Genomic DNA, 20,918 nt, shown 5'->3' with positions numbered 1-20,918 from the left:
CCTGTTTTTATTGATTTATACTTATTGATCACTCATAGCGCAACGCCTCTGCGGGATCCATCCGCTCCACCTTACGGGCGGGGAACCAAATCCCCAGGCAAATCATCGCACCCATCAGGAAATAAGCCCCCCCGAAAGTCAACAAAAAACGCCATCCGGTGTACGGCAGGCGGGCTGTGTCCGGCCAATCCAGAGCCAATGCGTTCACGAGGAAGGCCAAAGCGATCGGTAGCGTCAACGCAAGTAGGAGCAACCCCTCAGTGAAAAGGAAGCTCTTCTGCGTACGCCGCGAGGCTCCCAAGGCCATCCGCAGGCCGATCTCTCCCCGTCGCAATTGCGTGCGCAGCCAAAAGGTGCCCACGATACCGAAAAAGATATTCAGCATCATGAACGAGATCAGGGCCAGTTTTTTCTTATGATTGTCCATCCGGCTTTTCAAGGCCTCCGTACGCATCTCGGTCAGGGGCGTAAGGCTGGAGATATAGAGGTTACCGGCCGTGGCCTGCTCTTGCATCTGCCCGAAAAGGCGGTCCAGGCGGTCGCTCTCCATCTCTTCCCGCAAGCGTACCAGGCATTCCATCTGGAGCACCTGATGATCGTTGGCACTCTTCATCACCTCCTGCCCCGTCCGGCGCACGATGAAAGCGCAAGCCTCGCTCGCCTTATACGGGTTGTCGCGCATCGAGGCAGAGACGGCGGCCACGGGCATGATCCGCAGATCGTCCATACTCCATCTCAAGCTCCGCCCCACGGCCGATTCCTCGTCGAAGAGTATCGCCTCCAGCTCCTCGGATATCACCAACGGCCCGGCGTTCTCCTCCATCGCCTCCCGCAAGGGACGACCCTGCTTGTCCGTCATGCGAAACACATCGAAATATGCGCTCGACACCTCCCGCATACGTATCACACCGCTCCCCGCATCGGTAGAGTCCGCCTCCGCACGCATCAAAGACGACCACCAGTTACGAGAGAGGAATGGGCAGCCACAAACCGACACGCACGTGGCCTCTACCTCCGGCACTCGCTCCACCAACTCCAAGAGACGAAGCAAATCTTCCCCTTCCGTCTGTTCCCGCAGGGAGTCCGGAAGGAAAGCCGGAGAGCTCTCCGCAACCCTTCCCAGGTTGATCCGATACACCCGTTCGATATCCATGCCCAAGGGCCGACGGTAGGTGTACTCATCCACCAGGAACGAGTCCAACAATCCCCACAACAGGCAAACCACCAACGCTAACTCCAAGAAGAGCCACACGTTGCTCCTCCGCTGATTCCATATCATTATCATTAGATGTCTAATCATAGCACTATTCCTCCCCTTTTATCGTTCCTCGTGATCTTTTAATGACTCGCAAATCGGTTGCCGTACGATAAACCAAGTAGGCAAACCCGCTGACAAGACGTTCAACAAAAGGCAGCAAAAGAACGCCGCCAAGAAAACCATCGGCTGAAATAACATCTCACCACTCAATGCCGCATCCGGATCGCTCAGCATGAAGCTCTTCCCGATATACAGGAACAAGAGCGACAGGAGGAGACCGACCAGGCTACCGATCAAGGTCAACACAAGGTTCTCGCTCAAGATCTGCGTCATCAACGTGCCCCGTGTTGCGCCAAACGCCTTACGAACCCCCATCTCCGCACGCCGTTTCAAAACGGACGACCGTGTCACGCCCAGCAGGTTCAAGGCAGGCACCAACAGCAAAAATAGCAAGAGGCAACCGGTCTCCGGCAAGAAGTCTCGCAACTCCACCCGATCCAGTCCCGCCGATCCGATAGCCAGGTCGAAACGGGTATATATATAGTCCAGGAATTCCACCTTCACCTCTTTCTTCGTGGCTTGGTAAGCGCCCAGCCGATGGGCGATCTCCTGCCGGATCGCGGGAAAGTCCCCGGTAGCGGGCGCCAGCAGGCAGACCGAGAAGTTTCCCAGCGTATGCTCGTGGAAAGAGCTCATGCGCAACTCACTCTCGCAGGTATAAGGCACCCATGCCTCCGCATAGGCGGTATTCGCCACCTTGCTGACATTCTCCACCACGCCGCATACGGTATAGGGGGTCACGTCTACCAAGATCTCCTTCCCGACCGCCTCATCCGATCCAAACAACCTCCGGGCTACCCGCTCGGACAAGACCATCTGACGGACTCCCGACAGGAACTCCTCCTCGGAAAAAGGCTTCCCCTCCAAAAAGCGAAAGCCAAAGACCTTCCAGAAACCGTCATCCACGTATTTCACCCGATAGGTCTTATTCGAACGCCTTCCCTGCAAGGAGAGCGTACGATCCGTATAGGCGATAGCCGTAACAGCCTCCACAGATCGAAGCGGATAGAATATCTCCCTTACCGGCTCCAAGCCCAAGGATCCCCCGCTAACGTTTCCATTCTCGTAAGAGACCCGCAAGGACTGCACCTGTAGCGTCCGGTCCCGATGGTATTCCGGATAATAGTTCACCCATTGGATTTGCAGCACAAATACCACGACCATGATCATCGCAATCGCGACCGCCGTCCCAATGATAGATATCATACTAATTAAGCGATTCTCCTTCAACATGCCAATCGCCTGCATCCCATATTGCCTAATCATTCCGCAGTCCATATCACCGAGCCTTATCTCAATTTCAACTTGTTCTTCTCTTTGAAGCTACTCATGTCCGAGATCACCACCTCATCGCCCGGCTCTAGGCCGCCCACTACCTCCACGTACTCAAAGTTGCTGTCGCCCAGCCGTACCTTGCGCTTGATGAGTTGGTCGCCATTCACCACGAATAGCTCATATTCGCCCTTGCCCACATAGAACGAGGCGTTGTGGATGCGCATCACGTCATCCTTCACGGCATTCATCACGTATACATCGGTCTTCAAACCGGAGCGCAAGCGGCGATGATTATCCTCCTCCAACTGTACCGTGAAAGAGATTACACCGTTCTTCGATAAGGGGGTAACATCGCTAACCACCCCATCCAGTTTATCGTTGCCGATCTTTACGACGGCTTTGCTACCGGCGGCGATCCGGTCACCATAGGTATCGGCGATCTCCCCCTCTATCTTGAAATGGGACAAGTCGGAGACGATAGCGACACGACTGCCTTGAGAGACTTGGGCACCTACCTCGTTGTTCACGTAGGTCAGGATCGCCTTGCGGGGAGAGCGTATCTGGGCGTCTTCCAAGGTACGCTTCGTCTCGGCTAGGCTCTTTCGGAAGATGTTCAGGTCGAGTTCTTTCACTTTATAATCGGCATCCGTCAAGGATTTCTCGTTCTCATATTTTTGCTCATCCTCTTTCAGTTTCAAGACGCTAACGTTATAGTCCAGTTCCACTTGACGGACCTTATCGGTCGTTCCGGCGCCTAGGCTATCCAGATAACGCTCGTTGCGCAACTCCACTTCCTTTCGGTTCAGTTCCATGCGAGAGACTTTCAATTGCATCTCCATCTCGGAAAGCTTATTGCGGTTTTGGATACGGAGTTGATCCAATTGGAGGCGTTTCATTTGCTCCTCGTCCAATTGTTTCTTATAATCCGTCTCGGCGCTGAGCAAGTCCAGTTTCAAGATCGGAGTACCTACATCCACGGAATCGCCTCCCTTTTTATAAATCTCGACGATACGGGAGTTGATCGGTGAGTTGATGATTTCCTCGAAAGCAGGAACCACCTTGCCTGACGCGCTAACGGAAACCTCGATCACTCCTTTATCTACCGTTGAAAAAACCAAGTCCTTCCGTTGCAGGCTGGTTTGCATGAAACCGATCACCCCGCCTATTAAGACAACGGCAATACCAATCCCCGCCCCCAGCTTTATAAACTGTTTACGCTGCTCCTTCTGCCGAACCTCTTTTGATATCTCTCTGTCCATATTTCGTTTGTTTTTATTTTCCACCCTCCAAAGAGCAAACCCCGTGCCAAAAACGTAAGTAACTGATTCTATGAGAATATCCATTTTTAGTACTGTTCGATTTCGGACACTGTGTTCGGTTTCGCTCAAAACTTTTCCGATAGGCCTGTTGTTCTATGCCCAAAACTTATAAACGCAAAATGTATGAACACAAGACTTATCCTATTCACATGTATAGCCGGTCTGACTCTCTTTTTCTCTGGCTGTAGCAAAAATGATGATGATCATCAAGGTATTATCCCTCTCCCCCCGGTAGAGAACGCTTTCCAAGAGAAATATCCCGATGCCAAGAACCCTGTTTTTGAGATCGAAGGTAACTATTATGTGGTAGATTTCAATAATGAAGGCTCCGAGACAACCGCTTGGTTCACGGATCAAGGCGTATGGATGATGGAAAAGATAGACATCTCTTTCGCCCAATTACCGGCAGCGGTATCCACCGCCTTCAAACAAGGCTTTTACTCAAATTGGACCGTGGATGACACGTACGCCATCAATCGCCTAAATATGGGAATCGTTTACAAGATCGAGGCAGAGCAGTCCAATAGCGAAGTAGACCTGTATTATTCACAGTATGGAAACCTGATCAAAGCCGTGGACGATGAGATCAATAATGACGCACCGATCGTTATCCCGAAAGAGGTCAGCAACCTGATGGAGATCACTTTCGCCAACGCCGAGTTGCTGGATATCCAACAGAACAGCCTAGGTTACGAGTTGGATATGATCGATAACCAGATTTATAAAGTGGCGCAATTGAATAAGGATTACAGGTGGCAAAGTACCACATGGGCCATGTCCGAGCAAGAGGTTCCGCAGATCGTGATGCAAGGCTTCGAATCCTCCGCTTACGCTAGCGACAAGGTACAGTCCATATATACGTTATTGAATGCCAATGGCACCTTCTACCTATTCAAGGTTTCACATAACGGGCAGGACGAGACGATTACCTTTGATGTATTCGGGAATATCGTGAAGCCTGAATAAAGAGCGGAAACAACATCCAACTGATAACAAACCGCGCGATTCACAGCCGTCTCCGGACTTGAATCGCGCGGTTTGCGTTATATGATAATCAAGCTTATTTACTGATCAATTCCAAGGTCGCCCCTTTTACTCCCGGTGCGGAAGCCTCGAAATAGATCGTTCCCGGTTCCTCGGCCGTCTGCACGATAGCGGTAAGTTGCCCGCTAAACAGTTTCATTTCCGGAAGATGGAAGAGTTCCAGACTGGCGCTATTTCCATTTGCCGCCGCACGGTAGGCTCCGGCACCACGAACCTTAAACTGGATCTGTCGGGTATCATCCGGACAAAGGTTCCCGTTCTTGTCTACGACTCTAACATTGATGAAAGAAAGGTCTTTTCCGTCAGCCGTCAATTGGTTACGATCGGCGGATAACTCAATATGATGCGGCTTCCCTGCGGTATGAACCTCCTCCTCGGCCACAGCGTTACCCTCCTTGTCATAAGCGACCACCTTCAAAGTTCCCGGCTCGTATTTGGTATCCATCCACATCAAACGATATCGTTTCTGGCGCTCGAAACTCTTTTGAGCCGCTTCGGTATAACTACTATCGATACCGATGCTTAGATCTTTCGTACGTTTCCCTTGGCTCTTTCCGTTGATAAACAATTCGGCGGAAGGATAATTGGTATAAACGAATACGGGTGTCACCTCGCCCTCACGTCCCGGCCATGTCCAATGCGGCAGGATATGCAATGTCTTGGCGCTTTTGTTCCAATGACTACGGTATAGATAGTAACGATCCTTGGGGATACCCGCCAAATCGATAATACCGAACAAGGAGCTATGGCTTGGCCAATTCGTATAATAAGGAGTAGGCTCGCCCAGATAATCAAATCCAGTCCATACGAATTCCCCGATACAATACGGAAGGTCCTCATGCTGGATAAAATCGTCTTCCGGCAGATTAGACCAGCTGCAATGCTCCACGTCGTACGAGGAACTTTGGTGATCCTCATAGACAGCCATCGCCTTACGCTCTACCGGGAATTTATACACCCCTCGTGAGCTAACCGTGGAGGCAGTCTCGCTTCCCAAGATTATCCCTTGGGGTAATTTCTGGTAATTCACCTGATAACGGAATGGACGATAATTAAATCCCGCCACATCCATTACCGCCGCCATATTATTATTCACGACGGCATCCGGGGCATCCATACCTTGCGTCACCGGACGAGTCGGGTCTTCCCGATGGCAGATATCCTGTAAGAACTTGGAGATCTTACAACCGCTCTCATCCCATTGGTTAGGCACCTCGTTACCGACGCACCACATCACGACGCTCGGGTTATTCCGGTAATGATGTACCAAATTCACGAGGTCTTTCTCCACCCATTCGTCGAAAATCAAATTATAGCCGTTCGCGCATTTCGCCTTGTTCCATTCGTCGAAGCTCTCTGCCATCAACATCATACCCATCTCATCGCAAGCCTTTACCAACTCGGGAGCCGGCATATTATGGGAAGTACGGATAGCGTTGCATCCCATGTCCTTCAAGATCCGGATCTGACGACGGATAGCGGCATCATTGACGGCAGCCCCTAACGGGCCTAAGTCATGGTGATTACAAACGCCTTTGAATACCGTCTTCTCACCATTCAAGAAAAATCCTTTATTCGGAATGATCTCGATCGAACGGATACCGAATGGGGTCGTATAGAGATCTTTCAGTTGATCGCCCTCATAGAGACGAGTCTCCGCAGAATACAAGGCAGGCATATCCGGCGACCATAAAGTCGGGGTCTGGATGATAAACTCTTGGGAGAGGCTATTATCATTGTACTTAATCTGTGAGAGAGGCATAGTCTGCTCCGTCAACTTTTGCCCGTTCGGATTCCATACACTGGTTTTCACGCTATACTTGCTGGCATCGGCCCCTTCCGGCAGTACGATTTTCGTCTGTACATTGACTTTCGCAAATTCCTTCGTGGCGGTCGGGGTCGTAATATAAGTTCCCCAGACCGGGATATAGGCGTTTTCCGTCACGATTACATGTACATTCCTATATAGTCCCGCTCCCGGATACCAACGGGAGGATTCCGGCAAGTTCTCAAGGCGAACCGCCAAGGTGTTCTTTTTCCCCGGGATGAGCTGTTTCGTGATATCGAAATAGAAAGAATTATAGCCATACGGCCAATATCCAACCTCTTGCCCGTTCACGTAGACCTTGGCATGGCTCATCGCACCGTCGAACAGGATCGTGGCACGCTTCCCATCCGTAAATTGAGGAACCTCAAACTCGGTCCGGTACCAGCCGACTCCCACGAAAGGCAAACCTCCGGTTCGGCCGGCATGTTCCATGGCCTCCGTTTGTCCGTCTTGGGCGATAGCGACCTCTTGCTTATCATTCTGAGAGCTGAAAGGGCCGTAAATCGCCCAATCATGCGGAACGGTCACCGATTGCCACTTACTATCATTGAAAGTAGGATTGATAAACTCCGGGCGGTCTTCCCGGGTGAACTTCCAATTCTTTTCCAACAGGAACTCACTGCGTACTTGCGAGAAAAGCGCAGGGAAAAGGCAAAACAAACCGATCAAAATAGCGAAACTTGTTCTTTTCATTCGTTTTTTGTGTTTTTGTTATTCATAGCGGAACAAAAATAAGTATTTTTGTCTCCAATACAAACTAAATCAAAAGAATTGCACAGCATGTTGTTACAATTAGCTTTCGTTTTAATAGCCATCATCATAGGTGCCCGTATCGGTGGTATCGGATTAGGCGTGTTAGGAGGTCTCGGACTCGGTATACTCACCTTTGGATTCGGGCTCCAGCCCACTTCCCCTCCTATCGATGTCATGCTTATGATCGTTGCCGTAATAGCGGCAGCTAGTTGTATGCAAGCCGCTGGCGGACTTGATCTGATGGTTAAGTGGGCGGAGAAATTGCTTCGCAAGAATCCTCAACGAATCACGATATTAAGCCCGTTCGTCACCTATTTGTTTACCTTCATAGCCGGAACGGGGCATGTGGCTTATTCGGTCCTTCCGGTAATCGCCGAGGTCGCTACGGAAACGAAGATCCGTCCCGAACGTCCGATGGCGATCGCCGTGATCGCTTCCCAGCAGGCTATTACGGCCAGTCCGATATCGGCGGCTACGGTAGCCATGCTTAGTATGTTATCCGGATATCATATTTCCTTGATGAATATCCTTATGATATCTGTTCCTTGTACCTTATTGGGGGTATTGGCGGGAGCGATCTATTCTTTAAGGGTTGGTAAAGAATTGGATCAAGATTCGGAATACTTAAAGCGGGTAGCGAACCATGAGTTCAGCACGAAGCATTACGAGGCGAAAGGCGTTGAAAACCAAATAAAAGCGGCCTTATCGGTCTCTATATTTGTTCTCGCTACGATAGCGATCGTTATTTTTGGTTCTATGGAGTCCCTACGTCCGGTCTTTACCGTCGGCACGGAAAAGGTCTCGATGCAGATGTCACATATTATTGAGGTATTAATGTTGACAGCCTCCGCTTTCATCTTATTATTTACAAAAACAGATGGTATCAAGGCCGCACAGGGTTCCGTTTTTTCCGCAGGCATGCAAGCGGTGGTAGCGATCTTCGGTATCGCTTGGATGGGAGATACATTTATCGCCGGCAATATGACTGAATTAAAGGGATCTATCGAGCATATAGTTACACAGATGCCTTGGTTATTCGGATTGGCCCTTTTCGTAATGTCCATTTTATTATTTAGCCAAGCGGCTACCATTCGTGCGTTATTGCCGCTAGGGATCGCATTGGGAATCTCACCCTATATGTTGATCGCTTTATTCCCCGCCGTAAACGGTTATTTCTTCATCCCAAACTACCCGACAGTCGTAGCCGCCATCAACTTCGATCGTACAGGCACGACCCGCATCGGTAAATACATCTTGAACCATTCTTTCATGATGCCGGGATTGATAGCGACCGGGGTTTCTGTAGGATTGGGGTTACTATTCATTCAATTCATATAATAAGAAAGCAAAAATAGAGACGCAGCATACACGCTACGTCTCTACACCCCACACCATATATCATATTATATTACTTCAACAATTTTTCCTGAATCAACTGCTTTAACTCCAGTTTTCCCATCGTGCCGATCATCATCTCACGGGGGCCGTCTAGCGGGCAAAACATCAAAGTGGGAATCGTTCGGATATTAAAGGCTGTCTCGAGTGCCTCCTCTTGATCTACATCCACCTTATAAATATAAATCTTCCCATCAAATTCTTTGGCAAACTCATCCAATATAGGGCTTAAGCGTTTGCAATAACCGCACCAAGGAGCGTGAAAATCTATGAGGCAAGGACGACTTCCTATATATTTCCAATCTTTGGGATTCGCCTCAAAATCACCGACATTGGCGATAAAACCATCTTTCGTTAAATCGATCACTACCATACTTCTCTATATTTTGATTTATAATATAACAAAGATAAGTATGAATAGGTTGCGGTATTTTTTATACTTTTGCGGCATCGTTTTAACAACAGACAGAATGCTCACACTTGATAAAATTTATCAGGCATCATATGCCTTGAAGACAGTCATCAGACGCACTGATTTAATCAGCGCTCCCAATATCAATCCGGAATCCCATATTTTCCTAAAACCAGAGAACTTACAAGTAACCGGATCGTTTAAAGTGCGCGGCGCTTGTTTCAAGATCGCCCAGCTTACGGAAGAAGAGAAATCGCATGGCGTAGTGGCTTGCTCGGCGGGAAACCATGCCCAAGGTGTGGCATTAGCGGCTACCGCTCATGGTATCAAGTCCTTAATCTGCTTACCCGATAACGCTCCTATCTCTAAAGTCGAGGCTACTAAATCTTATGGGGCAGATGTATGCCTTGTCGAAGGTGTTTACGATGACGCCTATAACAAGGCTTTACAATTGAAGGATGAGAAAGGATACACATTTATCCATCCGTTTGATGATGAGGATGTGATCGCCGGACAAGGGACCATCGGTTTGGAGTTATTGGAACAACTCCCGGAAGTAGAGGCCGTAATCATTCCGATCGGAGGGGGTGGGCTGATCTCCGGAGTCGCCTATGCCATCAAGAACTTGAACCCGAATATCAGAGTTTACGGAGTGCAAGCCAAAGGAGCGCCCAGCATGTTAAACTCTATCGAGCATGGGAAAATCGAACGCCTCGAAGGTGTCCGTACCATAGCCGACGGTATCGCCGTAAAAGAACCGGGAATACATACTTTCGATCTTTGCCAGCAATATGTGGACGAGATCGTATCCGTGACAGACGATGAGATTTCCACCGCTATCCTCGCGTTGATCGAGCAACATAAATTAATCGCCGAAGGGGCGGGTGCCGTAGCCGTGGCCGCCGCCATGTTTAATAAAGTACCCATCAAAGGGAAAAAAGTAATCTGTTTGATTTCCGGCGGAAATATCGACGTGAATATCCTTTCCCGGGTAATCGGACGTGGTTTGCAGAAATCCGGCCGCTCTTGTTCCATGACGATCGAATTGGTAGACAAACCCGGACAACTACAGCACGTATCTGAAATCATTGCCTCTACCGGCGCTAACGTAGTATCCGTATATCACGAGCGTGTCAGCCATACGGCTGATATCAATGGCTGTTATCTGCGGTTGGAGATGGAAACAAGGAATCAACAGCAGATTAATGAGATCCGGCAATTACTCACCGTTTCGGGATATAAGATAGTGGAAGGATAAACAATTCGCCCCTAAGCATACAATTGATTGGCAAACCATTACTGTGCCACTACTTTCCATAGGCGTGGCACAGCCGTGCCATCCTAGTGGCACACTTGTGCCATCCTTATGGCATAGCTGTGCCATCACGGTGGCACAAGCGTGCCCTAAGAATGGCACAAGCTAAATATTAATATATTGTCTTAATGTATTCACATACTCCTCCATCGCCAAGCGTCCTTTGTCTGTGATCCGGCAAACCGTTCGGGGCTTCTTCCCGGCAAACCCCTTCTCGATCTCGATATAACCAGCTTCATTAAGTTTGTCCAATTGGACGCTGAGATTTCCTGCGGTAGCGCTCGTCTTCTCCTTGATATAGACAAACTCCGCCTCCTCCACCGATAGTAAAATGGACATCACCGCTAGCCGGAGTTGGGAATGCAATAAAGGATCTAATTCTTTAAACATTGTTTTTTAGCTTTATTATTAAGAATATGCCCGGGAATAATCATCATTACCACAAATGAAAGGCCAAAATACAAATACCATAAAACCGTGACAGGATCATGATTTATCAAACTCATCAGCATGTGGATAACTAAAACGAAAGCAACCACCGGAGAGTAAATCATCCATTTCTCCCGCAAGATAATACCATTTATAGATACCCCTAATCCACAATATAATAACGATAAAGGAAGCATCAATATAAAATTGACGGATTGCCCATAAAGCGCACAAAATACCGCGATCAAGACGAACGTCAGTCCAAACATACAGCCAAACACTTGCCATACCTTGGAGATCGTCTTGTCCGTATAAGTCACCACGGCTGGCTCACAACCTCTTTGCTTATATGAAATAACTGGTCCGACAGCAAACATGAGCATCCATCCCCAAGACCAAATATAATTTTGAGTACACAATATCAAGGATGATATCACGACCGATAAGAGCACAGTAAAATATCCCCAATAAAGTAACACATTGCCACTCCCTACTTTCATGTTTCGCTTACTGGAGTTAATCATCTGAGTGATAATATCCAGACTTTCTTTTTCTGATAATTTTCTATCTTCCATAATTGTATTTATTTTATGTTATTTTTCATTCAAGCGACTCCGTTCGGAACCGGAACCTATCTCAATCTTACTCTTCCTTACTTTCTTTCCGCTATTGAAATTCCATGTCAACGCAACCTTAAAGACCCTTCCAGTAAGTCCGTTTTCATAACGGGATGATGTTCGATAAACATCCAACGTACTGGCGTACTCATTGGCTTGGTTAAAGATATTATCGACTGAAACTGCCAACAATAGCTTATCATTCAAGAGTTTCTTCCTCGCCATTACTCCAACCGTATGCCGGGGGGCGACCTCGCTATTACCGGAATAAGCCGGCTCGTTCCACTATACCGGGCCTCCACCGTAAAACCTGCCGGCAACGTAAAGGTAGCGATCGCATTGGCAAACCCTAAATAATGAGACGAGAAAGAAGACAATTCCGTCATCCGGATATCCTGCCGTACGCCTATGAAATTCCCTGTCAAGTTACACCAAGTAAAGGGTTGATACGGCAAGCTGACCGCTACAAACCAATGGTTTTCCCGATCGTGATTTTCATACGTGATATAGGATACATCGGGATTCACCACATCTTGTTTACAGAACTCCCGGATCAAGTCGTGGTGCAAGTTTCCTCCTACAGTCACCGTATAACGATAATTATAAACCAACGTTACACTGAAACGATTGATATAAGTAGGACGCAGATAGGGATTCCCGATCTGGTAGCTATAGTCCGAACTCTGTATACGATTCGGATTCAAGGTATAGAACGGAGGACGTTCGATATTACGAGCATATTGCCCGACCAGCATCCACCTCTTGATGGGATCGAACGCATAGGTCACGTTCAAGTTCGGAAAAAGATCCAGATAATCCCGACTAAAATCCTCACTTCTATCCGACGTCTTGGAATATTCCGCAAGTACCCCCGCAACGAACGACCAGTTCTTGATCGCCGCAGAGAAAGAGGCGTAAGCTCCTACAATGTTTTCATTATATCTCAAGGTATATCCATATTCCTCATTAGGAATCCAACTCCCACTAGAGTTTAAACCCTCGTACAAGGAATGATCATCCATCAACGTATAGGTATATTTAGCCCCGATTTTCAAAGACATTTTTTCACGCAAATTCTTTTGGAAAGAAATATCGGTTGTCGCCATATCATAATCCGCCGCCGCATGACTCCGGTAAACCGTATCACGGCTCCAATTAGATTGTTCATAACGGATCGTATGGAGATTATCCCCGGTTGATCGCTTATTTACGAAATCGGCTATGACCTTAAATATCGAGCCTCGTTCATCCATTTTACGTAAGTAATTGACCGTAGCGGAAAACGTGTTATAATCATCCTTCTGTCGATAATTCCCCGTACTCTTCATAGGATAAGAGTTCTTTACTAAATCCGTTTGACTCCAAGATGTTCCGTCCGAAGCTTGATTGATATATTCGATCTCAGCTCCGACACTATTCAGCGAATCGATCTCGAAAATAGCCCCGACACGTCCATTCCCATATTTGGAATCCGTATCATACAAAGATTGAGACACAAACTTATTCCCCACCGTTCCGTATTCCCTGTTGGAGTTCATCTCTCCTTTATCCCGGGGAGTAAAAGTACCCGATACCGCTCCATTCAAGCTCCATTTCCCGACACGTGCATTTACGGACGCCGATGGAATATACCCTTGTAAAGATGGAGACAATGACGTACCTAAAGATACATATCCTTGCATACCGTTATCCGGATGTCGCCGCAATGAGATCTTGATCACTCCACCCTTAGTTGAGGCCTCATACTCAACTCCCGCGATCGGTATTACCTCAATCCTTTTTATATCCTCCGATTTCAAAGACCGCAAATAAGCCAGTAGTTCCTCTCCCGTTAAACGAATCTCACGATCATCCACAAACACCTTCGTTCCTTGCGCCCCATTTATCGAGATAGTTTCATCCGAGAGCCAGACACCCGGTGCCTGTGATAATAATTCCGTACCATCCTTTCCGGCAGATGGCATGACCGACATGATAAAGCGGTCCGCCTTCCGCTCGATATTCTTCGCTTGAACAACGACTTCCCTCAGAACATGGTTCGATAGATCTAGAATCAAGGAATCCCGCCGTTTTATCGGCAAGATCAGCTCTTTCCGTAAAGGCTCGTATCCGAGGCATTGAACAACAAGCCTATACTTCCCAGCCTCCGCCTCCATGCTAAAATCGCCATCACTATTGGCCACGGCACCCCCTACCTGTTTTTCTCCCGATAAAAGCACAGCGATCGCATATTCCACGGCATTTCCCTCCGCATCGGAAACATGGGCTTTATAAACCGTTTGTCCCGAGATCTTTTGGGCACTACCCCCGCCTATCGCCAAAATCCAGAGCCATAGTAGTAAAAACCGTACCATGGCTCTATTGATTTACCGGATAATACAGTTTTAATTTGAAAGTCGCTTCCTCATCCTTCACCTCGCAACTTTTCAACACATATCCTTCCGCAGGCCCTTTTCCTTCCAGCATATCCATTTGCCAATTCTCGTTCTCGTCATGGAATACGGACAGATCAAACTTTTCCCAATCCACGTTTTCCAGCCGGATCGTAACCTTTCCTTTCTCAGACTTCGCCATGCCATAAACAGGCTTGGTATCTTTTCCTGACTGAGCCATAACTAGGATATTCCCATGGTTACCACGTATATTTCCAATCTCTACAATAATAGTACGTGCCTCTATGCAACCACATACCAACATGAATAAAGATAATATGAATAAAACTCGTCTCATTTTAGTATCCTCCTCTTAATTATTATCACTGTTACTGCAAACAAGTTTATTTTATAAACCATCCATGGATAAAAAAATGCAAAGGAGCTGCGCATCACTCTTTGCACATCGCAAATATAGACAAGTTTATTTTATAAACCAAATAATATTATAAAATATTCCAATAAAAATTTGACTCTGCAAAATACAGCCAAAATCCCCCACTAACCCTCCTAGAAAACACGTACATGCTTTCAAAACAACCATTTTAAGTTTGAAACAAAGCAACTTTTTCGCTATATTGCGCACATTTAGAATATATATGAACAGGACCAACATACAAATAACTAAAGATATGAACGAACGAATAATTGCTATACAAGCAGATATTACGACATTGGATGTAGACGCCATCGTAAATGCCGCGAACAATAGCTTATTGGGAGGTGGCGGCGTAGACGGTGCCATCCATTGGGCCGCCGGTCCGGAACTCCTTGACGAATGCCGGACTTTACAAGGATGCCCGACCGGAGAGGCGAAGATAACGAAAGGTTATCGATTGAAAGCCCGTCATGTCATACACACCGTCGGTCCCATCTACCGAAACGGACAACACGGAGAGCCGGAGCTACTGGAAAATTGTTATCGAAACTCCTTGCGATTGGCGAAAGAGAACAGACTGAGAACAATCGCTTTCCCATCAATAAGCACCGGCGTATATGGCTATCCTATCGAGGAGGCTGCACAGATAGCGATCCGCACGATCGATACCTTCCTAAAAGAGAATCCGGAAATCCAGCAAGTCACGATGTGCTGTTTCTCCGGATACGACAAATCGGTTTATACGAAAGCGCTGGAACAAATTACAACTCACGAGCCGTAATGTGGAAACACCCTTGCTTGCGTTCGTGCTTGATATAGCAACGATCCGCCCTGCGCAAATCACGAAGCACGGAGGCAAGCACCATTTTCAAGCGGTCCTTATCAATATTTAAGGTATCTTTCTCATCTATCTTAGTATAGCGTACCCATGATACATCGAACGTAGTTCCGTATTGGTGGGCAGAGTTGAGAGAAGAGTTCGTATTCCTTTTTCTCAATTTCTTGACATCGGCAACCGTACGGGTTACACTGGTTACCTTTATTTTATAGATGGAAGCATTCAAGTTTTTCAATGAGTCTTGGAAGTTTTTCCCGATATCCTCCAGCAGATTAGCGGCTTCCGGCACCAAATACGGAATAGAGTGCGTCAACTCCTCTACCTCGTAATAGTCATTCGTCTTGATCTCCACCATATCCCGGGAGGCGTGCTCCGCTCCTTCCCTCGAAGAGACAGGCTCTATGCCGATCTTCTTCGCGACGGACAAATGAACGTCATTCAAATCATTAAAATCACGATTATAGCTTCCATTGTACCAAATCTTCTTCAATTCACCTCTTTTCTCCTTACAAGAAGAAAAAGCCGTCGCCGACACGATCACGACCAGCAACAACATCACATTAAACACAGTCTTCATCTTCATTACCTTCGTTTTGCCTGACAAACATACGGAAAAATCCGAAATTCCCCCTTAACTCCAATTAGTTTTTCTCTAAATGGTAGACGGACGGCTGAAAGATGTGTTCCCGTGAAATAAAACTTCTCCCTTTGCATCAATGGATAAAGAATATTACTAATTTTGTAACTTGATTCGAATAATAAAAAATAGCACATCTTTTTGAAGCGTAATTTAATAAAAGGAATAGCGGATGATTGAAAGAATTTATATTCTTGAAAGCGTAGACCCGGTAATTTTCTACGGTGTGAATAACTCTAATATGCAATTGATCAAGACATTGTTTCCGAAATTGCGTATCGTTGCCCGTGGAAATGTGATGAAAGTGATTGGAGATGAGGATGAGTCCGAGCTTTTTCTCAAGAAAATCCGTGAGGTGGAAAAATACTGTGAGGAGTTTAACTCGCTCTCCGAAGACGTGATTCTGGATATTATCAAAGGAAAAGGTCCCACGGTCGTGAAGCAGGAGAACCTGATCATCCACGGCATGAATGGCAAGCCGATTACCGCACGTACCGAGAATCAACAGTTATTGGTAAAGGCTTTCGAGAACAACGATCTGGTTTTCGCCACAGGACCCGCCGGTTCGGGCAAAACATTCGTCGCTATCGCCCTAGCCGTAAAAGCATTAAAGAATAAGGAAGTACGGAAGATCATCTTAAGCCGTCCCGCCGTGGAAGCCGGAGAAAAACTGGGTTTCTTGCCGGGTGAGATGAAAGATAAGCTAGATCCCTATCTGCAACCGCTTTACGATGCCTTGCAGGATATGATACCGGCAGCTAAGCTGAAGGAATATATGGAGAATAACGTGATACAGATCGCCCCGCTAGCGTTTATGCGCGGTCGTACCTTGAACGACGCCGTCATTATATTGGACGAGGCGCAAAACACGACGACGCATCAAATCAAGATGTTCTTGACCCGCTTGGGAATGAACGCCAAGATGATCGTCACCGGAGATGTCACGCAGATAGACCTTCCGCCTTCTACCACGTCCGGATTGATACAGGCCATGCAAATATTGAAGGGCGTAAACGGGATCGGTAAGATCGAGTTCACCAAGAAAGATATTGTCCGGCATAAACTTGTCCAACGAATCGTAGAGGCTTATGATAAGTTCGATGATAAACGGAAGAAAGAGATCAAAGAGGCAAAAGAGAAGAAAACGAATATAGACAACAACTAAAAGTAAGAGTCATGAAGAAGGCATTAGTTAAAACAGACTTCAATTTCCCGCGACAAAAGAGCGTATACCATGGGAAAGTACGCGACGTATACAACATCAATGACGAGGTATTGGTAATGGTCGCTACAGACCGTATTTCCGCTTTCGATGTTATCTTGCCGGAAGGTATTCCTTACAAGGGACAAATGTTAAACCAGATCGCCGCCAAGTTCCTTGACGCTACGACTGATATTTGTCCGAACTGGAAAATGGCTACTCCGGACCCGATGGTAACGGTTGGCGTTCAATGCCAAGGTTTCCCGGTTGAGATGATCGTACGCGGTTATCTGTGCGGAAGCGCATGGCGTGCTTATAAGAGCGGCGTACGTGAGATCTGCGGCGTGAAACTACCGGAGGGTATGCGTGAGAACCAACGTTTCCCCGAACCCATCATCACCCCGACCACAAAGGCTGAGATCGGAGAGCATGATCAAGATATCTCTAAAGAGGAGATTCTCGCTAAAGGTTTGGTCTCTAAAGAGGACTACGAGGTTCTTGAGAAATATACGATGGCCTTGTTTAAACGCGGTACCGAGATCGCTAAGGAACGTGGCTTGATCTTGGTTGACACGAAATATGAGTTCGGTCATCGTGACGGCAAGATCTATTTGATCGACGAGATCCATACTCCGGATTCCTCCCGTTATTTCTACTCAGAAGGATACGAGGATCGTTTTGCCAAAGGGGAACCGCAGAAGCAACTTTCCAAGGAGTTCGTCCGCGAATGGTTGATGGAAAATGGCTTCCAAGGTAAATCCGGACAGAAAGTTCCTGAAATGACACCGGAGATCGTAGAAGGAATCAGCAACCGATATATCGAATTGTTCGAGCATATCACAGGGGAGACTTTCGTAAAAGGCGAGACTGATAACTTGCTGAACCGCATCGAGAAAAACGTTACCGAATATTTACAGAATAAATAAGATACCGCACATGACACAGTATGGTTCAGAGACAATACTTCCTTATAACAAAGAGGAACAAAAGGGTACGCAAGTCAAACGTATGTTCGACTCGATAGCCGAAACGTATGATCAACTCAACCATACTCTCTCATTTGGTATCGACAAGATATGGCGCAGGAAAGGGATCGCTTTCCTGCGTCCTTTCTCTCCTAAAACGATACTGGATATCGCTACCGGTACCGGAGACTTGGCTATCTCCATGTACAAAAAGCTGCGACCCGACCATATCGTCGGTGCCGACATCTCGTTAGGCATGATGGAAGTGGGACGGAAAAAAGTAGCTGCCGCCGGTTATTCGGAGTATATATCCTTCGAGCAACAGGACTGTACGGCCTTGACCTACGAGGAAAACTCGTTCGATGCCGTAACCGCCGCTTTCGGGGTTCGTAATTTTGAGAACATAGAGCAAGGTATCTCAGAGATGTACCGGGTGCTGAAACCCGGTGGACATATCATGATCTTGGAACTTTCCACACCGGAACATTTTCCCATGAGACAACTCTACCAGATCTATTCAAAGACCGTCATCCCCTTTATCGGACGTCTACTCTCTAAAGAAAAAGTCGCGTATAATTATTTGCCGGCTTCCATCAAGGTAGTTCCTCAGGGAAAGGTCATGACGGATTTACTCACCCGCCAAGGCTTCAAGCAGGCCCGTGTACGGACCTTTACCTTCGGGATCTGTTCATTATATACAGGATCTAAAGAATAAACAATAAAAAGGTTATGCAGAAATATGGCTTACTGGGATATCCCCTCGGACATTCGTTTTCTAAAACGTATTTCAACCAGAAGTTTGAGGCGGAGAAGATCGACGCTGAGTACTTGAATTTCGAGATTCCCTCTATCAAGGAGATTAAGAACGTAATCAAAGAAAACCCTGAACTTAACGGTTTAAACGTGACCATTCCTTATAAGGAACAAGTAATCCCATATTTAGACGATTTGGATGACGATGCCCGTCAGATCGGAGCGGTAAATGTCATCAAGTTCACAAAAGGTCTTTTCGGCAAACTTAAACTGAAAGGATATAACTCGGATATTATCGGATTCAAGCAATCGATTGATCCTTTATTGAAAGAAACGCACCGGAAAGCGTTGATCCTTGGTACGGGAGGGGCGTCGAAGGCAGTCTTCCACGGACTGAAACAGCTAGGCGTTGGTGCCACGCTGGTTTCTCGCAAACCGAAAGAATTTTGTATCACGTACGATGAGATTACTCCGAAAACCATGGAGCAATATACGGTGATCGTAAACACGACTCCCTTAGGCATGTTCCCTAATATAGACTCATGTCCGGATATCCCGTACGATTTACTTACGCCGAATCATCTATTGTATGATTTACTTTACAATCCGGATGAGACCCTTTTCATGAAGAAAGGAAAAGAAAAAGGCGCCGTCGTGAAAAATGGTCTGGAAATGCTTCTATTACAGGCTTTCGCCGCTTGGGAGATCTGGCAGAAATAGATCGAACGATATCTTTCCAACCACATGATTTGATGAAGCTAGCTTCGTGAGCCAATGAAGTTAGCTTCGTTAGTCAATGAAGTTAACTTACTTCAACCAAGTCAATACATAGTCCGGTGTAACTTGATATGCCAACTCATATTCCCGGCATGCCTCGGTCCGGGTTTCTCGTCCCTTAAACGTCCCACTCGATAAATAAGGAAAAGGATTCACGTGAAGATGCTTTTGAAAGTCCACTCCTTCCTGCTCGATTATCTTGAACAAGGTTTCTTTGGCGCACCAATGGATTAATAGATGCTCGACCTCATGCTCCAGATCGATACCCGCCTCTTCCTCCGGATTCATAAAGCGACTTCGTATTTTCAAGATCCGGTCCGAACGATACTCGATATCGATCCCTGTCGGACGCTTATCCAAGATTACCGCCACATAATCTTTCGTATGAGATATACTTATATATAAAGGTACGCACGCGAGGAACGGGGCACCCGTAGAATGATAGTCAACCCTTACCTCCTCTCCTAAAAGCTCTTTTAAAAGCACCCGGCTGGCGAAACGTTCCTGCCTCCGCTTCTCTGCCGATACCCGCTCCAAAAAAGAAGAATAGTCCGCTTTATGCTCAAGCATCCCCAAAAGCTCATCAGAACTTTCTTCCATTTTCCAGACTCCATGCAGCGGCGAGAGTTGTTTATATAGCAAGGCCATATTATTCTTTCCAACTAAAAGTTTGTATAAGTTCTATGATATCTTCCCGGATATATTGGATAGCGGGAGCTAATGAATCCGCATTGGGTTTACAGTCAAAATACAAGGCTCCCCGGAAGAAATTCGATACACTATCTGTCAACAGGAATTGTATGGGAGAAGCCGATTCTCCATCCAGAAGAAACAGCGAGCCATAAACGTTTGCGGCAGGGTTGGAATACGCTTTCTCCGATATCCGACTCTCCGACTTTATTTGGCGGGCGACGAAAGAGCGGCTTTCCGTCTCCACCGTCACCAAGGACGCGGGAGTAATTGGCAAATAGCTGCAATAAAGCTTAGCCTCTAACTCCGGATACGAGATATTCAAGCCCGTAACACCCTTCTTTTGATCCGGCACCTCTATGACCGCAGTCTGAGAGACATCAAAATTAAAAGGCAGGTAACTGAGATCAAGCGGTTTATATTGTGCCTTCGAAGGTTCGATACGAACATAGCCCCGTGGCTTCGGCGTATATTCCACACACGAAATACAGCATATCCCTAAAAACAGAGAACCTCCTATGACAGCAGCTATCCATTTCAT

The 20,918-nt window shown here is 47.0% G+C and carries 19 protein-coding genes and 1 pseudogene; 8 read left to right on the top strand and 12 right to left on the bottom strand.

Annotated elements, in window-relative coordinates:
* Positions 1–28: 28 nt before the first annotated feature.
* The 3 genes from D7V92_RS03905 to D7V92_RS03895 form a co-directional block, all read right to left on the bottom strand.
* Complete coding sequence (locus D7V92_RS03905) at positions 29–1,279, bottom strand: ABC transporter permease (protein WP_051635841.1); 1,251 nt, start codon at positions 1,277–1,279, stop codon at positions 29–31.
* Between the two features lie 39 nt (positions 1,280–1,318).
* On the bottom strand, positions 1,319–2,524 hold the full coding sequence (locus D7V92_RS03900; protein WP_227805101.1) for an ABC transporter permease: 1,206 nt from the start codon (positions 2,522–2,524) through the stop codon (positions 1,319–1,321).
* An 83-nt stretch (positions 2,525–2,607) separates the two neighbouring features.
* Entirely contained in the window at positions 2,608–3,852 is a 1,245-nt protein-coding gene (locus D7V92_RS03895; RefSeq protein ID WP_034531981.1) for an efflux RND transporter periplasmic adaptor subunit, read from the bottom strand.
* Between the two features lie 183 nt (positions 3,853–4,035).
* On the opposite strand from D7V92_RS03895, the gene D7V92_RS03890 reads away from it, so the two are divergent.
* Complete coding sequence (locus D7V92_RS03890; protein ID WP_005864747.1) at positions 4,036–4,878, top strand: PepSY-like domain-containing protein; 843 nt, start codon at positions 4,036–4,038, stop codon at positions 4,876–4,878.
* 94 nt (positions 4,879–4,972) lie between these two features.
* Here D7V92_RS03890 and galB read toward each other — a convergent pair whose 3' ends face one another.
* Positions 4,973–7,477 carry a beta-galactosidase GalB gene (gene galB, locus D7V92_RS03885; protein ID WP_121772303.1) on the bottom strand — a complete coding sequence of 835 codons (2,505 nt, stop codon included), beginning with the start codon at positions 7,475–7,477 and terminating at the stop codon, positions 4,973–4,975.
* A gap of 87 nt (positions 7,478–7,564) precedes the next feature.
* On the opposite strand from galB, the gene D7V92_RS03880 reads away from it, so the two are divergent.
* Positions 7,565–8,875, top strand: a complete 1,311-nt coding sequence (locus D7V92_RS03880; RefSeq protein WP_121772302.1) for an anaerobic C4-dicarboxylate transporter family protein — start codon at positions 7,565–7,567, stop codon at positions 8,873–8,875.
* 70 nt (positions 8,876–8,945) lie between these two features.
* Here D7V92_RS03880 and D7V92_RS03875 read toward each other — a convergent pair whose 3' ends face one another.
* Positions 8,946–9,305 carry a thioredoxin domain-containing protein gene (locus D7V92_RS03875; protein WP_005854641.1) on the bottom strand — a complete coding sequence of 120 codons (360 nt, stop codon included), beginning with the start codon at positions 9,303–9,305 and terminating at the stop codon, positions 8,946–8,948.
* A 97-nt stretch (positions 9,306–9,402) separates the two neighbouring features.
* On the opposite strand from D7V92_RS03875, the gene ilvA reads away from it, so the two are divergent.
* Entirely contained in the window at positions 9,403–10,602 is a 1,200-nt protein-coding gene (gene ilvA, locus D7V92_RS03870) for a threonine ammonia-lyase (protein ID WP_008773447.1), read from the top strand.
* A gap of 162 nt (positions 10,603–10,764) precedes the next feature.
* On the opposite strand, the gene D7V92_RS03865 is transcribed toward ilvA, so the two are convergent.
* From D7V92_RS03865 to D7V92_RS03850, 4 genes and pseudogenes are all read right to left on the bottom strand, one after another.
* Positions 10,765–11,049 carry a transcriptional regulator gene (locus tag D7V92_RS03865; RefSeq protein WP_005864739.1) on the bottom strand — a complete coding sequence of 95 codons (285 nt, stop codon included), beginning with the start codon at positions 11,047–11,049 and terminating at the stop codon, positions 10,765–10,767.
* Positions 11,034–11,663: a hypothetical protein gene (locus D7V92_RS03860; protein WP_005864737.1), complete on the bottom strand. Its 630-nt coding sequence runs from the start codon at positions 11,661–11,663 to the stop codon at positions 11,034–11,036. Before D7V92_RS03860 ends, D7V92_RS03865 begins: the two co-directional genes overlap by 16 nt.
* Before the next feature lie 18 nt (positions 11,664–11,681).
* Positions 11,682–14,059 (bottom strand): annotated as a pseudogene (locus D7V92_RS03855) (outer membrane beta-barrel protein).
* 4 nt (positions 14,060–14,063) lie between these two features.
* A complete protein-coding gene (locus D7V92_RS03850; protein ID WP_008773449.1) occupies positions 14,064–14,435 on the bottom strand; it encodes a DUF2141 domain-containing protein in 372 nt (123 codons plus the stop codon).
* Between the two features lie 334 nt (positions 14,436–14,769).
* Here D7V92_RS03850 and D7V92_RS03845 point away from each other — a divergent pair, with 334 nt between their 5' ends.
* Positions 14,770–15,297: an O-acetyl-ADP-ribose deacetylase gene (locus D7V92_RS03845; protein WP_005864731.1), complete on the top strand. Its 528-nt coding sequence runs from the start codon at positions 14,770–14,772 to the stop codon at positions 15,295–15,297.
* Here D7V92_RS03845 and D7V92_RS03840 read toward each other — a convergent pair.
* A complete protein-coding gene (locus tag D7V92_RS03840; RefSeq protein WP_008773450.1) occupies positions 15,278–15,937 on the bottom strand; it encodes a DUF5715 family protein in 660 nt (219 codons plus the stop codon). The two genes, D7V92_RS03845 and D7V92_RS03840, sit on opposite strands and share 20 nt — an antisense overlap.
* A 226-nt stretch (positions 15,938–16,163) precedes the next feature.
* Here D7V92_RS03840 and D7V92_RS03835 point away from each other — a divergent pair, with 226 nt between their 5' ends.
* The 4 genes from D7V92_RS03835 to D7V92_RS03820 are packed head-to-tail and all read left to right on the top strand — an operon-like array spanning position 16,164 to position 19,630.
* Positions 16,164–17,156, top strand: coding sequence for a PhoH family protein (locus D7V92_RS03835; protein WP_005854625.1), 993 nt, complete (start codon positions 16,164–16,166; stop codon positions 17,154–17,156).
* Between the two features lie 11 nt (positions 17,157–17,167).
* The gene (locus D7V92_RS03830) at positions 17,168–18,118 is read left to right on the top strand and encodes a phosphoribosylaminoimidazolesuccinocarboxamide synthase (protein WP_005864727.1); all 951 of its coding nucleotides are present in this window, start codon (positions 17,168–17,170) and stop codon (positions 18,116–18,118) included.
* 10 nt (positions 18,119–18,128) lie between these two features.
* The gene (ubiE, locus tag D7V92_RS03825) at positions 18,129–18,872 is read left to right on the top strand and encodes a bifunctional demethylmenaquinone methyltransferase/2-methoxy-6-polyprenyl-1,4-benzoquinol methylase UbiE (RefSeq protein ID WP_008773451.1); all 744 of its coding nucleotides are present in this window, start codon (positions 18,129–18,131) and stop codon (positions 18,870–18,872) included.
* A gap of 14 nt (positions 18,873–18,886) precedes the next feature.
* The gene (locus D7V92_RS03820) at positions 18,887–19,630 is read left to right on the top strand and encodes a shikimate dehydrogenase (protein ID WP_005854619.1); all 744 of its coding nucleotides are present in this window, start codon (positions 18,887–18,889) and stop codon (positions 19,628–19,630) included.
* A gap of 87 nt (positions 19,631–19,717) precedes the next feature.
* Here D7V92_RS03820 and D7V92_RS03815 read toward each other — a convergent pair whose 3' ends face one another.
* On the bottom strand, positions 19,718–20,335 hold the full coding sequence (locus D7V92_RS03815) for a 4'-phosphopantetheinyl transferase superfamily protein (protein WP_121772301.1): 618 nt from the start codon (positions 20,333–20,335) through the stop codon (positions 19,718–19,720).
* 1 nt (position 20,336) lies between these two features.
* Positions 20,337–20,918, bottom strand: a complete 582-nt coding sequence (locus tag D7V92_RS03810; RefSeq protein WP_121772326.1) for a gliding motility protein GldD — start codon at positions 20,916–20,918, stop codon at positions 20,337–20,339.

It is taken from the genome of Parabacteroides sp. CH2-D42-20, assembly GCF_003670185.1.
GTDB lineage: Bacteria > Bacteroidota > Bacteroidia > Bacteroidales > Tannerellaceae > Parabacteroides > Parabacteroides distasonis.
Note: the sequence above shows the minus strand (reverse complement) of the source record. Positions and strands in the feature narration are given on the sequence as shown.